This is a genomic window from Streptomyces phaeolivaceus (assembly GCF_009184865.1).
Taxonomy (GTDB): Bacteria; Actinomycetota; Actinomycetes; order Streptomycetales; family Streptomycetaceae; genus Streptomyces; species Streptomyces phaeolivaceus.
Genome location: NZ_CP045096.1, coordinates 274,583 through 289,942, shown reverse-complemented (window position 1 = coordinate 289,942; position 15,360 = coordinate 274,583). Strand labels below are relative to the sequence as shown.

The window sequence follows — 15,360 nt, the reverse complement described above, 5'->3', positions numbered from 1 at the left end:
GACAGCTCACTCGGCGGTCGCGGCGGCCTCCGGACGGGCGGCTCGGCGGCGGATGAACCAGGTCGCGACCGGCTCGGTGTAGCGGGCGGTGAGTGGGCCGACGATGACGAGGATGAGGACGTAGGCGGTGGCGAGGGGGCCGAGGGAGGGTTCGATGCCGGCGGTGACGGCGAGTCCGGCGATGACGATGGAGAACTCGCCGCGTGCGACGAGGGTGCCGCCCGCCCGCCAGCGCCCCTTCGCCGCCACGCCCGCCCGTTTCGCCGCCCAGTAGCCGGTGGCGATCTTCGTGGCCGCCGTGACGACGGCCAGGGCGAGCGCGGGCACCAGCACGGGCGGAATGCTGGCGGGGTCGGTGTGCAGCCCGAAGAAGACGAAGAACACGGCGGCGAACAGATCCCGCAGCGGCGCCAGCAGTCCGTGCGCGCCCTCGGCGACCTCACCCGACAGCGCGATGCCGACGAGGAACGCGCCGACGGCCGCCGACACCTGGAGCTGCTGGGCGACCCCGGCGACCAGCAGGGTCAGCCCGAGGACGACGAGCAGCAGTTTCTCGGGGTCGTCGCTGGAGACGAAGCGGGAGATGTGCCGCCCGTAGCGGACGGCGACGAGAAGGACGAGGCCCGCGACCGACAGCGCGATCGCCAGGGTGACACTGCCCGCGGCCAGGCTCGTACCGGCGACCAGTGCGGTGAGGATCGGCAGATAGACGGCCATGGAGAGGTCTTCGAGGACGAGGATGCTCAGGATGACCGGGGTCTCGCGGTTGCCGAGCCGTCCGAGGTCGCCGAGGACCTTGGCGATGACGCCTGACGACGAGATCCAGGTGACTCCGGCGAGGACGACGGCGGCGACGGGTCCCCAGCCGAGGAGCAGGGCCATGGCGGCGCCGGGGAGGGCGTTGAGGGCGGCGTCGACGAGTCCGGCCGGGTACTGGGTCCTGAGGTTGGAGACGAGATCGCTGGCCGTGTATTCGAGGCCGAGCATGAGCAGCAGCAGGATCACGCCGATCTCGGCGCCGATCGCCACGAACTCCTCACTGGTCCCCAGTGGCAGCAGCCCGCCCTCCCCGAACGCCAGCCCGGCCAGCAGATAGAGCGGGATGGGCGAGAACTGCAGGCGCCCGGCGAGCCGCCCCAGCAGCCCCAGCCCGAGGATGATCGCGCCGAACTCGATCAGGAAGACGGCGGAGGAGTGCGCGGACGACTGCGACTCGGCGGAGAGCAGCACGGCCGGGTGCGCGGTGACCTGGGTGGTGACATGTGCGGTGAGGTGCATGGGTGGGCTCACGTCCGCCCGAGTATCGCGGCGGCCGTCTCCACACCCTCCCGGGTGCCGATCACGATGAGCGTGTCACCGCCCGCGAGACGGAAGTCCGGGGTGGGGGAGGGGATCGCCTGTGCCCGCCGCAGTACGGCCACGATCGAGACGCCGGTCTCTGTCCGCATCCGGGTGTCGCCGAGGACCCGGCCGTTCCAGTACGACGTCGACGCCAGCTCGATCCGCTCCGCGACCAGCCCGAGGTCGGTCGTGGACAGCAGGTTCGGACTGTGGTGACCGGGCGAGAGCGCGTCGATCAGCAGGGCGGTCTCCGGCTCCGTCAGATGCAGCGCCTGGGCGCACGCGTCCGGGTCGTCGGCCCGGTAGACGTTCACCGTCCTGGTGCCGTCGCGGTGCGCGATCACCGACAGATGACGGTGCTCCCGGGTGGTCAGGTCGTACTGGACACCGATCCCCGGCAAGGGTGTGGTGCTCATCCGGCCGGCAGGCACAACCCCTCCCCCTCTTCGTAGAACTCCGGCTCTTCGTAGAACTCCGGACTTGAACTCTTTGCGACAGCGGTGCCGCGCACGCCCGCGTCGAACGGGGTGACCGGGCGTGACGAGGGGCCATGTTGCCATCCGCGAAGAGGCCCGGCATATGGGTGTCAGCACGGATGGACAGGGCCGTCGCCCGGCGGGAAGGGTGGGGCGGGGCAGTGGATCCGTCGCCGTGGAGGGAGCATGGAAGCATGTCGCTGTACTGGCGGATCCTCCTGTCCAACGCGGCCGTGCTCCTGGTCGCGGTCCTGCTGCTCCTGGGCCCGGTCACCGTGTCCACGCCCGTTCTCTTCGGCGAGGCCCTCGTGCTGCTCGCGGGGCTGGTGGTGATGCTGATCGCGAACGCCGTCCTGCTGCGGGTCGGACTGGCCCCCCTCGGGCGGCTGACCCGGGCCATGACCACCGCCGACCTCCTCAGGCCCGGCAGCCGCACCACCGTCACCGGGCCGGTCGAGATCGCCGAACTCACCAAGACCTTCAACGCGATGCTGGCCCGCCTCGAAGCCGAGCGCGCCATGAGCTCGGGCCGTGCCCTCTCCGCGCAGGAGGCCGAGCGCCGGCGTCTGGCCCGCGAACTCCACGACGAGGTCGGGCAGACCCTGACCGCCGTGCTGCTCCAGCTCAGACACGCCGCCGACCTCGCCCCCCGGGCCGTCCGCACCGACCTGCGCCAGGCGCAGGAGACCACCCGCGCGGGCCTGGAGGAGATACGCCGCATCGCCCGCCGGCTCCGCCCCGGCGTACTGGAAGAACTCGGCCTGCACAGCGCCCTGCGCGCCCTGACCGCCGAGTTCACCACCGCACGGCTGCGGGTCACCGCCCACATCACCCCGGGCCTGCCGCGCCTGGACCAGGACACCGAACTCGTCCTCTACCGCATCGCCCAGGAGAGCCTCACCAACACCGCCCGCCACGCCGAGGCCACCCGCGCCGAGGTCCACCTCCGCCTCCTGCCCGACGACCGAATAGCCCTCCTGGTGCGGGACGACGGCCGAGGCATCGCCTCCGCACCGGAGGGCGCCGGCATCAACGGCATGCGCGAGCGCTCCCTCCTCATCGGCGCCGACCTCCACATCGGCCCCGGCCCGGAGGGCGGCACGGAGGTCCGCCTCCATGTCACGGCCGGTGCGATGACGTACGGCGGGACCGTGTGGGGTGAGACCGCGTCGGGTGGGACCTCGGCCGGTGGGACCTCGGCCGGTGGGATCACCGCAGGTGGGGCGCGCCCAGGTGCGGCAACCCCGGTCGGGGCACCCCGGACCGAGACGCCCCGGGGCGGGACGCCGGGTGACAAGCTCTCCGCAGCCGACCGCATCAGGGAGACCAGCCCATGACCCGACCGGCCCCGGCCTCAGGCAGGACACCGGCCAAGGCTCCGGCTCCGGCTTCGGCCGGGCCCGCGACCCCGGCCCGTATCCTCCTCGCCGACGACCACGCCCTCGTACGCCAGGGGGTGCGTCTCATCCTGGACGCCCAGCCCGATCTGACGGTCGTGGCCGAGGCGGCGGACGGTGTCGAGGCGGTCGCGCGGGCCCGGGAGGGCGGGATCGACCTCGCCGTGCTCGACATCGCGATGCCCCACCGCACCGGACTGCAGGCCGCCCGTGAACTGGCCCGGCTGCGGCCCGAGCCGCGCACGCTGATGCTGACGATGTACGACAACGAGCAGTACTTCTTCGAAGCCCTGAAGGCCGGCGCCTCCGGCTACGTCCCCAAGTCGGTCGCCGACCGCGACCTCGTCGAGGCCTGCCGCGCCGCCCTGCGCGACGAACCCTTCATCTACCCCGGCGCCGAGACCACCCTCATCCGCACCTATCTCGACCGCGCCCGCACCGGCGACCGGCTCCCCGAACGCCCCATCACCGAACGGGAGGAGGAGATCCTCAAGCTGGTCGCCGAGGGCCACACCTCCAAGGAGATCGCCCGCCTCCTCGTCATCAGCGCCAAGACCGTGGAACGCCACCGCGCCAACCTTCTCCACAAACTGGGCCTGCGGGACCGCCTGGAACTCACTCGCTACGCCATCCGCACGGGCCTGACCGAGCCCTGACCGCACCCCGACGTTCCTTCGTCCGCAGCCCGAACTCCCAGGTCAGGCAGCAGACTTGAGGGATCGTCAGTCATGGTCCCTCAGACGGGGGTAGTGGATTAAGTGGGTCCGGTTCAGTGTGAAGGGCATGACAGAACTGCAGACCTTCGTACTGCCCTCGACGGTTGACGGCAGTGACACGGACAAAGCATTGGGTCAGGCGCTGATCGCCGCCTGGCAGGCCGACGGCATCTTCCAGATCCAGGCCACGCCGGAACAGGAAGCCGCCACCGAGCGGGCCCTCGACGCCTCCAGGGGCTTCTTCGGCCGCCCGTTCAAGGAGAAAGCCGGACACGTGTCCGACCTCACCTACAGCGGGTACGTCGCGTCCGGTGAGGAGGAGACGGCCGGGGAGAAGGACGGCTCCGAGATCTTCACCGTCTGCCCCGACATCCACGAGGACGACGCCCGGGTCGCCGGGAAATGGCCGTGCCACGGCCCCGCGCCCTGGCCGTCCCGGCAGTACGCCGACGCCATGAAGGACTACATGGGCACCGTCGGCGACATCGGCGAGCGACTGCTCCGGCTGGTCGCCCTCGGCCTCGGCCTGGACGACATGGACCACTTCACCAAGCTCACCGAGGACGGCTGGCACCACATGCGCGTCCTGCGCTTCCCGCGCGCGGACGCCACCTCCGAGCGGGGCATCGGCTCCCACACCGACTACGGTCTGCTCGTCATCGCGGTCCAGGACGACGTCGGCGGCCTCTACATCCGTCCCCCGGTGGAGGGCGAGAACCGCGGCCGCAACTGGCTGCCCGGCGAGTCCATGGCAGGCCGGTACGAGAACGAGGAGCCCTGGACCTTCGTCACCCCGGTCCCCTCGGTGTTCACCGTCTTCCCCGGCGACATCATGCAGTTCATCACCGGCGACACCCTCCTCTCCACCCCGCACAAGGTGCGCCTGGCCGACCGCGAGCGGTACACCATCGCGTACTTCCACGAGCCGTCCTTCCAGGCCGTCGCGCGACCGCTGGAAGGGGGCGGGGAGGACGAGTTCATCCACTACGGCACGCACTTCACCAACATGTTCATGCGCTGCTACCCCGAGCGCACCGCCACCGCGCGGATAGAGAACGAGGACCGGCTCACCGTCCTCGAACGCCTCCGCAAGGAAGCCCTCACCTCCTGAACCACGGCCGAAGCCGCCCGGCGAGTGCCGGGCGGCTTCCGCGCTTGCGCACAGGGGGATCAGGGGCCGCGGCGGGCCGTGGTCACGAAGAAGGTGGACGCCGCCGTGAAGGCGGACCGGTGGGAGAGGGCCTTGAGATCCTCCGTCCACCCGGCCGCCGCGTCCTCGTCGACCAGCCCCCGCGCCAGGGCCGCCGTGAGCGCCGGCTCCACCATGAGGGCGAACGCGGACGCGTGGTCGCGCATGACCACCACGACCGGCGTCACCTCGACAGCGGTGAAACCGGCCGCCGTGAGGTCACCGGCCGTACGGGTGCCCGCGTGCGGGTTCGGGACCGCCGCGCAGAACGCGTCCTTGACCGCCCGCGTGGTGCGCGGGAACCGGGAGCTGAGCACCAGGGAGTCGAGATCGGCGTCGGCGACGACGATCCTCCCGCCCGGTTCCAGGACCCTGGCCGCCTCGGCGACGGCCTTCGCCGGGTCGTGGAGGTGCACGAACGTCCGCTCGGACCGGTACCACGCCAACTCACCGTCCCCGAAGGGGAGATCGACGGCGTCGCCCTTGACGACCCGGCAGTGCGGGAACCTGGTCAGGGCCGCGTCGACCATGGCCCGGCTGCCGTCCACGCCGACCACTTCCCTGCCCAGCGCGGCGAGATCCGCGACGGCCCGTCCGGTTCCGCAGCCGATGTCCGCGCCCTTTCCCGTGGCGTCGCCGAGCGCACGGTAGGTGGCCTCCCGTACGAGCCGTCCGCTCTCGCTCTCCTCCGCCTTCCGGAGGTAGGCGATGAAGTCCCCGGGCGCGCCGGACGAGTCCACGTCGTCGAAGTCTTCGGCGAGGCGCGCCGCCCTCGCTTCTCCGTCTTCCTTCTCGTCCATGGTTTCTTCGGCCATGGGTTCTTCGTCCATGGGTGTCCTCCCTGCCGTGTCGCGTGTGCCGGTGGTCAGGGCAGCAGGCCCAGGCCGCGGGCCGTTACGACCGTCTCCATCCGGGTGTGGCAGCCCAGCCGGCGCATGGCGCTGCGCAGATAGCTCTTCACCGTCTCGGCACGCAGACCGAGTTCGTCCGCCACATCGGCGTTGGTCCGCCCCAGCGCGACGCAGGACAGTACGTCGAGTTCCCGTGACGAGAGGCCGCTGAAGGGGCGGGAGGCGGGGGCCCCGGCGTCGGCGAGCTTGTCGCAGACCCCGACGACCCGGTCGCGCAACTCGTCGTCCGTGAGCTGCTGGGCCAGGATCCGCAGCTCCGCGTACGCCTCGCGGATCGTCTCCCACCGGGGGGACGTGGGGCCCACGGACCGGGCGGTGGTGTCCGTCGGCTCGCTCAGGGCGGCGAGGCGGCTTACCACCTCGTCCCGTACCGCCAGGCTCTGTTCCAGACCCCGGGCGGCCCGCATGACCGAGTCGACCGTGCGGTCGCCCAGGGCCACCGACTGGCGGACCGCCCCGTACATGACCGCCCGTACGGTCCGGTTGACCACGACGGGCGCCGCCACGACGGCGTGGATGCCCTCGGCGGCGACCATGAGGTCGTAATGGTGGCTGATCTGCTTGGAGTTCGCGTAGTCGTTGACAGCGATGGGGCGTTGCAGGGCCACCACCTTGCCGCCGAGCCCCATGCCGAAGCCGAGGGTCAGACCGAACAGGGCGTTGGTGGCGTTGCCGGTGAACTCGGTGAGCTGTGCGTGTCGGCCCCTGACCACGACACCGCCGAAGGCCAGGTCCACGTCTGCGGAGTCCCGTAAGGCGGTGATGCCACGTTTCACCTGGCGGTCGTCGTCCGGAACGGCGGGTGATTTCACTGTCATGCGGCTACCTCGTTCTGCCCGGGGGCAGGATCGCGCCCCCTGCCCGACAGGTGCGCGGGCTTCGTGCGGGAGTGGTGATGGTGGTGCGACTGCTGTGCGTCGCGTACATGAATGTGTTGGGTGAAAGGGGGTTGCGTGAGTGAGTACGTAAAACCTGGGTTTGCGACTCTCCGGATGGCTATGGCTATGGCTATGGCTGTCGCTCGTCGATCAGGCGGAGCAGCTTTCCCGTCCGGGGATTGACGGCGAGCCGGTCGGCCGGAACGCATTCCACGCTCAGCGGGTTGATCAGTCCGGCCGTGACGTGCTCGGCGAACATCGGGCGGATCTCGTCGAGCCGCGCGGCGATGGCCTTCCCGGCGGTGACGGGGTCGCCGAGATCACCGGCGACGCGGAGCACCAGCTCGTCCTTGGCGGCCCTGCGGCGCTGCACCACCTGCACGCCGACCAGCGACCGGCCGTCGGCCACATGCCGCACCACGGCCCGCAGATCCTCCAGATACAGGGTGATCGGGCCCACCCGGGCGCCCTCGTCGGAGCGGCCCAGCAGCCGGAACAGCCCGTCCGCCCGGTCCACCCACTCGCCACGGTCACCGGTGGGGTACCGGAGCACCGGCATCAGTCGCCGGGCCAGATCGGTGACGACCAGGCGGCCGGGCCTGCCGGGTTCCGTGATGGGCTCGCCCGTGTCGTCGTCGACGACCTCCATCACGGTCTGCGGCCGGTGGACGCGGTGGACCCGGGGGTCGGGGTCGTCTGCCACGGGCGCGCCCAGCATCCCGCCGTCCACACTGCCGTACCCCAGGGAACGGATCGCGGCGTTCGGGAACGCCGCCGCGAGGAGGGGGCGTTGGTCCTCGTAGAACGACTCGCCGCCGAACATCACCAGGCGCACGTCGGGTGCCGGGCACCCGGAGTCGTCGAGACGGGCGGCCAGTTGGCAGATGCTGGTCGGGGGGCCCATCAGCACGGTGGCGGAGAACTCGTGGATCACCCGGGCCGTGTACTCCAGGGGCGCGGAGGCCACGGGCAGGTGCACATTGGGCACCGACGACTCCTGGAGGCACAACACGTTGAAGAGGAAGCTGGCGTACAGCTCACCGGCGTAGAAGAGGTTGGCGACGCGGTCGCCGGGGCGCAGGCCGGCCTGGGCGAAGCCGTTGCCCTGGAGCCGGGCCATGCCCAGCAGTTCCCGCCGGGTGTAGACGGAGAGTTTGGGCTCGGTGGTGGTGCCGCCGGACTTGAAGACGATGCCGTCGGTGAGCGGGCCGGTGAGGACCTGGCTGTCGTGGGCGGTGTTGGCCGCCCAGAAGTCCGCGTGGTCGAGGACGGGCAGCTCCTCCAGACGGACCGGGCCGGGCGGGAGCGCGGCGTACCGGTCGCGGTAGTAGGGGGAGTGCTCACGGACGAAGCCGACCAGGTCGGAGAGACCGGTGGGCTCGGCCGGGCCGGGCCGGTCGATGGGTCCGGTGTCCGCGGGGCTGGTGAGGCCGGTGACCGCGGGGCCGGTGACCGTCAGGTCGGTCGTGGTGGGGTCGATCATGGTGGGGAACCTCCAGGTGCGTCGGGCGTGGCCGGGCTAGTCGTTCTCGGTGAGGCGCAGGCCCAGGTCCGTCACGTGGTAGATGCGGGTGCCGTCCGCCCACAGCCAGCCCTCGGCCACGGCGTAGGGGCCCTGCTCGGTCTCACCGGTCTCGGTGATCTCCAGCTCGACAGTGATCTTCTTGTTGCGCGGGGTCACCTGGCCCCGGTACCTCCAGGTCACCGGCCGGTCCGGGAGCACCGGCTCGAAGCGCGGTCGCCGCAGTCCGGCGCCGAGACCGCTCTCGACGGCGTGGAACTGGAGCAGCTGGTACATCGCCTGCACCCCGAGCGAGCCGGGCTGTACCGGGTCCTGGAAGAAGTGGGCCTTGAAGAACCACTCGCCGGGGTCCACGTCCTTCTCCGCCCGCAGCCGGCCGAGCCCGGCCCGGCCGCCGTCCGGCCACCGGCCGGTCACCCGGTCCAGCATCAGCAGCATGGGCCCCGGCAGGGCGAGCGGGCCGTCGAAGTACTTCGCGGGCCGCGCGGTGAGGTCGACGAAGAACGCGCACGGCGCCGTCAGCGCGCGCTGCTCGTCCTCCGACGGCGGCAGACCGACCTGGTCCTCGAACGCCTCCGGTGGAAAGAATCCGAACACCGTCGTGAGGGTGAACACCGGCTCGCCGTCGGCGAAGCACTCCACCCCGAACGTCTCGATGATCATGTCCCCGCTGTGCGCGATGTCGACCAGCCGGGTCCTGGTCCGCAGCACCCGCGTCCCCGGGCGGACCTCGCCCAGGACCGTGCCCGTGCCGTCGAGATTGCGGAACAGCAGGTCCGCGTCGTGATCGAGGGCACTGCCGACGTACGAGGCCAGCCAGCCGCCGGCCTGGAGGACGACCTCCATGAGCACCGCGAGCGGCATCGCCGGGAAGCCGTTCTGCTCGAAGTACCAGACCTCGTCGGGCACGTCGTACTCGACCTCCACGGCGCTCCCGGCCCGGGGCACCCAGGGCGGGCCCTCCACCGCGACGACCCGGCTCATGAAGTGGAACGGCGGTCCGGGCAGCCGGGCGAGCCGACGGGCGCTGTCGAAGGGGGTGTAGGCCGCGCCGAACGCCTCGCTCGGCCTGCCCCAGGCGCAGGCCAGCATCGCCGGGTGGTCGTAGCGGAAGCCGTCGACCTCGGCGACTGCCGTGGGCTCGCGGTGGCCGGCCAGACCGGCGAGCGCCCGCGCCGGCACCGGCTCGCCGGAGGACTGGACGGCCGGGGGCCCGAGGTGCCGCCAGTGCGTCAGCGGCCAGTCCGGGACGAGCCGCAGCCGTACCCCACGGGCGTGGAAGGCATTCACCCCGTCCACCGTGCAGAGCACGTCCGCCACGAGCTCCGGTTCGGGGCCGGCGGACAACCCCGACACGAAGACCTCGTACGTCAACCGCTCGCTGTCCGGGGTCACTTGGCCCCGGCACACCATCGGCACGGGGCTGTCCCGCCCCGGTTCGAAGCGCCAGCCGTCGCGGTCGATCGTGAAGCCGGCGGCGGCGAGATGAAAGGCCATGGCCTGGAGACAGCCGTCGAACATCAGGGTGCCTGGCATGCACGGGTCGGCGGGGAAATGGCCCTCGAAGAACCAGTCGTCCGGTGACACGGGCGTCTCGGCCCGCAGATAGCCGCGTCCCCAGGGGCCGCCGAAGGGGTCGAAGACCGGTATCTCGTGCAGCAGCCGCATCCGGCTGCCGTCCGTGGCGGTGTCCGTGGCGGTGTCCGTGGCGGTGTCCGTCGGGGTGCCCGGGTCGGTGCCGCCGGTCCGGGGTGTGCGGATATGGGTGCGGGTGAGTTCCCAGCCGGGGCCGAAGCAGTCGGCCGGGCGTCCCTCGGTGAACGCCCGTACGGCATCGGGGCCGAAGGACCGGGCGGAAGGGGAGGGGGAGGGGGAGGGGGAGGGAATGGGGAGAGGAAACGGGTCGAACGGCAGCGTGGGGTCCGGGGTCTCGTCCTCCGGGGACCACAACACCCCACCCGTGCGGGCGAGTTCGGCGTCCGTGAAGAAGCCGGCCTGTCCGTCGCGCATGGTCAGCCGGAGTTCGTCGCCGACGTAGCAGTCGTAGTGGAAGAAGAAGAGCCGTACGCCGCCGTGCTCGCCGTGGCCGTCGACGCGGATCTCGTAGCGGAGGGTCTCTCCGGGGAGGGGAGGGCTGCCGTGGTACGTCAACTCGCAGCCGAGGAGGCGGTACACGCGCTCGCCGCGGTTGAGCAGGTCGACGCCCAGCCAGCTGATCAGCAGCAGGTCGGCCTGGCCCGCCTCGATCATGAGGCCGGCCGGCATCCGGCCGCAGGCGTCGAGGTACCAGCTGTCGAGGCGGACATCGGTCTCCGTCCAGATGGTGCCCGTGCCCATGGACCCCGGCTCGGCGTCGATCCCCGTCACACGGTCCGCCAGCAGCATGGGCGGCGCGGGCATCCGGGTCTGCCGTACGTACTGGTCCTGCGGGGCGAACAGCGGCCCGAACAGGGCGGAGACGGGGCCGGTGGCCAGCCGTTCGAGGTCGGCCCGGGTGAAGGAGGGGCCATGGGGGGCCAGGGGCGTTTGGGGTGCTTGGGGGGCCTGGGGTGCGGTGGGCAAGGGTGTGGTGGCGCCCCGGTGTGCCGTCAGGGCCGCCGCCGCGCGGTGGCGGGAGGCGAGGAACTCCTCGTGGACCCGGGCGTGGACGGCGAGGAAGTGCCGGTGGACCGAGGCGACATGGCGATGTGTCTCCACCAGCGCGTCCCTGAAGGCGGTGGGGTGTCCGGGGGCCGTGGCCCCGGTGACAGCCGCCGGGACGACGGGCACCGGGTCGAGTCCGTGCCCGTGCCCGTGCCCGAGTCCGTGCCCGTGCCCGTGCCCGAGTCCGTGCCCGTGCCCGAGTCCGTGCTCGGTTCCGGCCGTCCTGGTCGGCGCGGCGGGCTGTGGAGGTGACGTGACCCGCTCCGGGGGGTGATTCGGGTGGCTCTCCGGGTGGTGCTCCGGGCGCGTGGGAGCGTACGGTTCGGTCGCCGGTCCCGGCAGGTGCGGCGCCCGCGCCATGACCTCGGGGGACGACGGCGTGGAGCCGGGGAGGGGCAGCCGTACCGGGGCGGGGTGGGCGGGGAGCGTGATCCGTCGGCCGACCGGTGTCCGCTCGGGCCGGGCGGCGGCCAGCCGGTCGCAGAGCGCGTCGGTGTCCGCCGACACCCCGGCCGCCACCAACTCGACGACCGCGCCCAACAGTTGGGTGATGCCCCGGCCGGCGGGCGCGTCCAGCGACACCGCGAGGTGCTCGCGGTCGCCCAGGACGCGGCGGATCCATCCGGCACAGAGATTGCGCGGACCGTGCTCCACGAAGACCCGGACCCCGTCCGCCCAGGCCTGCTCGACGGTCCGGGCGAAGTCGATCGGCCCCAGGGCCTGTTCGGTCAGCGCGTCGGCGGCGGCGTCGGCGCTCGCCCGGTACCAGCGGGAGCCCGCGCAGGTGTAGAAGCGCACCCCCACGTCCTCGGTCGGCAGATGGTGCATCCGCCGCCAGGTGGACGTGATCTCCGCCAACTCCGGCACATGCGCGGCCACTTGATAGGGGATGTGGAGTACATGATCGCTGCCGAGGCGTTCCAGGACCCGTCGGCAGCCGGTCGCCTCACCGCCGAACACACAGGAGTCGGGGGCGTTGACCACCATGAGGTGGACGCCCGGCTCGTCACCGATGGCGGCCCGTACGCGCTCCACCGGCTCCTCGACCTGATAGCTCGCCCACTCGGTCCCTCGCACCCCCTGCTTCCGCCAGGCGCGGCGCGGCACCCGCAGCTCGCCCACCACATCGTCGGCGAACAGCGACGACCGCCGGGCCTCCGCCGACAGACCGGTGACGTCCTGCCAGGCGCCCAGCGCGGCCAGGGCGCTGGACTCGCCGGAGGAGTAGCCGAGGGAGGCCTGCGGAGCGATCCCGAGGACCGTACGTGTGATCCGGGCGTGCAACTGCCCGACCACGGAGGCGCCCCAGATCTGGTCCAGCGCGCCCCGGGGCCGTGGCGTCGCGCCCTCATGGGCCCAGCCCACCAGCCCGTGCGGCGGGCCGCTGCGCTCCGCCACGGCCGCCAGCAGGTCCGGGAAGGCCAGCATGACGTCGGCCCCCATCCCCGGGTACGCCATCGAACCCCCGGCGAAGACGAAGGCCACCTCGCCCGCCAAGGGCTGTTCGTGGAACGCCATGAGATCGGGCCGCGGGCCCTCGCCACCGAGCCAGGTCCGGGCGGCCTCGGCGCGGGCGGCGAGATCGTCGGGGCCGGTGGCGGCGAGGGCGAGCCGGGCCGGACCGCGCCGTGACTCCCTGCCGTCCGCCAGCGCCCTCAGCACCTCGGCCCGGTTCTCCCCGGAGAACACATGGATCCGCCGGGGGAGTTCGGCGAGATACGGGGCCGGGTCGCCCTCGCGCAGCCGGACCCGGCGGTCGGCCCCGCCCAACGGGGTGACGCCGGCCGACGCCGTCCGGGCGCGCAGCGCGGGCCGGGCCGGGGCGCCCGCCCGGGGAACGGCCCGATGGTGCAGGCCCAACGCCGCCGCCACCACGGCGAGCAGCCCGCCGGCGGCGTGCGCACGGCCGAACAGCTCACTCGGATCGAGATGGTCCGGCGCGCTCGCCCCGCCGTCCGGGACGTCCCCCACGGTCCAGGGTCCCGCCGGGTCCGTACTGCCGCTCGCCGGGCCTTCCGGACCCGCAGAGTCCTCACCGCCCCCGTCTCCTCCCTCGTCCGTCGCCTGCAGATCGACGAGGGCGATGACCGTGTCACCGTCGGCGCGGGCGTCGGCGAGCCGTTTGAGGACGACGACGAGTGCCGCGTCGCCGGGCGGGGTGTCGCGGCCCAGACCGGCCAGCGCCGCCCGGTGGACGGGCTCGTGGGAGAGGTCGACCGCGCCGATCAGTACGGCGTCGATGTCGGGGCCGCGCAGGGCCTGGACACCGAGTTCGAGCGCCACCAGACCGGACGCCTCCTCGGCGCTCACCGTGAAACCCGGTCCGGTGAGGTCGAGTTGGGCGCTGACGCGGTTCGCGACGACATTGGGCATGGTTCCCACGACGGCGGACGCGGACTGGGGTGCCCGCACCGCGTCCCGCAACTCCCGTACGAGGTCGGGGCCGGGGCCGGGGCCGGGGGGCGTGCCGCCGTCGGCGAGCAGTTCGGGGATCCGCCAGCGCGTGAGGTACCGGGCCACCTCCGGATCGCAGCCCATGCCGACCAGCACCATGGTCCGTTCCTTGGGCAGAGTGGTTCTGGAGGCCGCCTCCCGTGCCGCTTCGAGTATCAGGAGCTGCTGGGCGAGGGTGTGTTCGAGGTCCACCGGCGGGAACCGCAGCCCGTCCAGGGCGACTTCGACGGTGGCGCGCGGTGCGCCCCGGCGGTCGCCGCCGAGGAGGGCCTGCCGCAGATCGTCCGCGTCCATGCCGTCGCCGACCCGGGCGCCGATCGCGACGAGGGCGACGGGCTCGGGTGCGGGCTCGGGTGTTAAATCGGGTGCGGGCTCGGCGCCGGACGCCGTGGCCGTCGGCCGGGGCTCCGGCCGTGGAGGGAGGGGGTGGGGGAGGGCAGGCGTCCCCGAGTCGTCGCCCGTCCAGGCGTCGACGATCAGGTGGGCGTTGTTTCCGCCGAACCCGAAGGCGCTGAGGGCCGCGCGACGCGGCCCGGCCCACTCCTCGGGCTCGTGCAGCGGCCGGAGCGGTGTCCCCGACATCGCCTCGACGGGTTCCTCCGCACCCAGTGTGGGAGGACGGATCCCGGCACGGAGCGCGCCGAGCGCTTTCAGCAGCCCGGCCGCGCCCGCGGCGGTGATCAGATGGCCCACATTGGACTTGACCGACCCGGTCGGCAGATCACGCGACTCCGCGAAGACATGGGCCGCGCTCTCCACCTCCACCGTGTCCCCGACGGGCGTGCCGGTGGCATGGCATTCGAGCAGTCCGACGCTCTCCGGCGCCACGCCCGCCGCCTCGTACGCCTGCCGCATGGCCCGCCGCTGGCCGTCCCCGGAGGGCACGAGCAGGCCGCCGCCCCGGCCGTCGTTGGACAGGCCCACACCCCGGATCACCCCGAACACCCGGGCGTCGGCGGCGAGCGCGTCGTCGAGGCGCATCAGGGCGACGAAACCGGCCCCCTCGGCGGGCACCAGCCCGTCCGCGTCCCGGTGGAACGGTCGGCTCCGCCCGCTGCGGCTCATCGCCGACAGGCCGCAGAAGCTGATGTGGAGGAAGAGGTCGTCGGCGGCGTTCACCCCGCCGGCCACCATCAGATCGGCCTCGCGTGCGTGCAGCTTGCGACAGGCGAGTCCCACCGCGTAGAGGGAGGACGCGCAGGCCGCGTCCAGGGCGAAACCGCCGAGGCCCAGGCCGAGTTCGGCGGCGGCGAGGTGGGCGGGCAGGCCGGACATGAACCGGTTACGGGGGTCCGCGTTCCCGGCGATGTCCCGCCCGCGCTGCCGGTCCTGCCCGCCCCGCCAGACCTGCTCGGCGTAGGCCGCCATACCGGTCGTGGGGAACGACAGATTGCCGAGCACCAGCCCGGCGCGGTGCAGCAGCCGCTCCTGACCGGCCTCGCGCAGGGCGGCGGAGACCCCGCGCGACGTCCAGTGGAACACCCGGTCCAGCGCGGGGTCCCGTACCGCCGCACCGAACGGGTCGGCGTCCGTGCCGGTGCCGGTGCCGGTGTGGGTGTGGGTGGGGGCGGCGCTGTGGGTGTGGGTGGCGGTGGCGGGCTCGTGGACGTAGCCGCCCATGCGGGTCCACGTCCGGTCGGCGTGGTCGGGGCGGTCGGTGTGGGTGGCCGGATCGCCGATCGCCCAGGCGTCGGACAGCCGCCAACGGCCCTGCGGTGCCTCGGTGAGGCTCATCCGGCCGGCCAGGATGTTGTCCCAGAAGGTGTCGGGGTCGGGAGCGTCCGGGAGCACGCAGCCCCGTCCCACGACGGCGATCGGTTCGAAGCGCATGGC

Annotated in this window: 9 protein-coding genes; 3 read left to right on the top strand and 6 right to left on the bottom strand. The window is 72.6% G+C overall.

Going from position 1 to position 15,360, the window contains the following annotated elements:
* Nucleotides 1–6: 6 nt before the first annotated feature.
* Entirely contained in the window at nt 7–1,278 is a 1,272-nt protein-coding gene (locus F9278_RS01645; protein ID WP_226966587.1) for a cation:proton antiporter, read from the bottom strand.
* 8 nt (nt 1,279–1,286) lie between these two features.
* Nucleotides 1,287–1,757 (bottom strand): cation:proton antiporter regulatory subunit, encoded by a 471-nt coding sequence (locus tag F9278_RS01640; protein ID WP_152166647.1) that lies wholly within the window; start codon nt 1,755–1,757, stop codon nt 1,287–1,289.
* Nucleotides 1,758–2,011: 254 nt separating this feature from the next.
* On the opposite strand from F9278_RS01640, the gene F9278_RS01635 reads away from it, so the two are divergent.
* The 3 genes from F9278_RS01635 (at nt 2,012) to F9278_RS01625 (ending at nt 5,041) form a co-directional block, all read left to right on the top strand.
* Nucleotides 2,012–3,154 carry a HAMP domain-containing sensor histidine kinase gene (locus F9278_RS01635; protein WP_152166646.1) on the top strand — a complete coding sequence of 381 codons (1,143 nt, stop codon included), beginning with the start codon at nt 2,012–2,014 and terminating at the stop codon, nt 3,152–3,154.
* The gene (locus F9278_RS01630) at nt 3,151–3,870 is read left to right on the top strand and encodes a response regulator transcription factor (RefSeq protein WP_152166645.1); all 720 of its coding nucleotides are present in this window, start codon (nt 3,151–3,153) and stop codon (nt 3,868–3,870) included. Before F9278_RS01635 ends, F9278_RS01630 begins: the two co-directional genes overlap by 4 nt.
* 127 nt (nt 3,871–3,997) lie before the next feature.
* The gene (locus F9278_RS01625) at nt 3,998–5,041 is read left to right on the top strand and encodes a 2-oxoglutarate and iron-dependent oxygenase domain-containing protein (RefSeq protein ID WP_152166644.1); all 1,044 of its coding nucleotides are present in this window, start codon (nt 3,998–4,000) and stop codon (nt 5,039–5,041) included.
* A gap of 59 nt (nt 5,042–5,100) precedes the next feature.
* Here the strand turns inward: F9278_RS01625 and F9278_RS01620 are convergent, their stop codons facing one another.
* From F9278_RS01620 to F9278_RS01605, 4 genes are all read right to left on the bottom strand, one after another.
* Nucleotides 5,101–5,949: a methyltransferase domain-containing protein gene (locus F9278_RS01620; RefSeq protein ID WP_152166643.1), complete on the bottom strand. Its 849-nt coding sequence runs from the start codon at nt 5,947–5,949 to the stop codon at nt 5,101–5,103.
* Between the two features lie 35 nt (nt 5,950–5,984).
* Nucleotides 5,985–6,848: a helix-turn-helix transcriptional regulator gene (locus F9278_RS01615; protein WP_193241334.1), complete on the bottom strand. Its 864-nt coding sequence runs from the start codon at nt 6,846–6,848 to the stop codon at nt 5,985–5,987.
* 190 nt (nt 6,849–7,038) lie between these two features.
* Nucleotides 7,039–8,391 (bottom strand): phenylacetate--CoA ligase family protein, encoded by a 1,353-nt coding sequence (locus F9278_RS01610; RefSeq protein WP_152166642.1) that lies wholly within the window; start codon nt 8,389–8,391, stop codon nt 7,039–7,041.
* 36 nt (nt 8,392–8,427) lie between these two features.
* Complete coding sequence (locus F9278_RS01605) at nt 8,428–15,357, bottom strand: beta-ketoacyl synthase N-terminal-like domain-containing protein (protein ID WP_152166641.1); 6,930 nt, start codon at nt 15,355–15,357, stop codon at nt 8,428–8,430.
* Nucleotides 15,358–15,360: the final 3 nt, after the last annotated feature.

Bases quoted from the DNA above. Each gene is read 5' to 3' on its own strand.
- F9278_RS01640 (WP_152166647.1), bottom strand. From the start codon at position 1,757: ATGAGCACCACACCCTTGCCGGGGATCGGTGTCCAGTACGACCTGACC.
- F9278_RS01630 (WP_152166645.1), top strand. From the start codon at position 3,151: ATGACCCGACCGGCCCCGGCCTCAGGCAGGACACCGGCCAAGGCTCCG.
- F9278_RS01615 (WP_193241334.1), bottom strand. From the start codon at position 6,848: ATGACAGTGAAATCACCCGCCGTTCCGGACGACGACCGCCAGGTGAAA.
- F9278_RS01645 (WP_226966587.1), bottom strand. From the start codon at position 1,278: ATGCACCTCACCGCACATGTCACCACCCAGGTCACCGCGCACCCGGCC.
- F9278_RS01605 (WP_152166641.1), bottom strand. From the start codon at position 15,357: ATGCGCTTCGAACCGATCGCCGTCGTGGGACGGGGCTGCGTGCTCCCG.
- F9278_RS01635 (WP_152166646.1), top strand. From the start codon at position 2,012: ATGTCGCTGTACTGGCGGATCCTCCTGTCCAACGCGGCCGTGCTCCTG.
- F9278_RS01610 (WP_152166642.1), bottom strand. From the start codon at position 8,391: ATGATCGACCCCACCACGACCGACCTGACGGTCACCGGCCCCGCGGTC.
- F9278_RS01620 (WP_152166643.1), bottom strand. From the start codon at position 5,949: ATGGACGAAGAACCCATGGCCGAAGAAACCATGGACGAGAAGGAAGAC.
- F9278_RS01625 (WP_152166644.1), top strand. From the start codon at position 3,998: ATGACAGAACTGCAGACCTTCGTACTGCCCTCGACGGTTGACGGCAGT.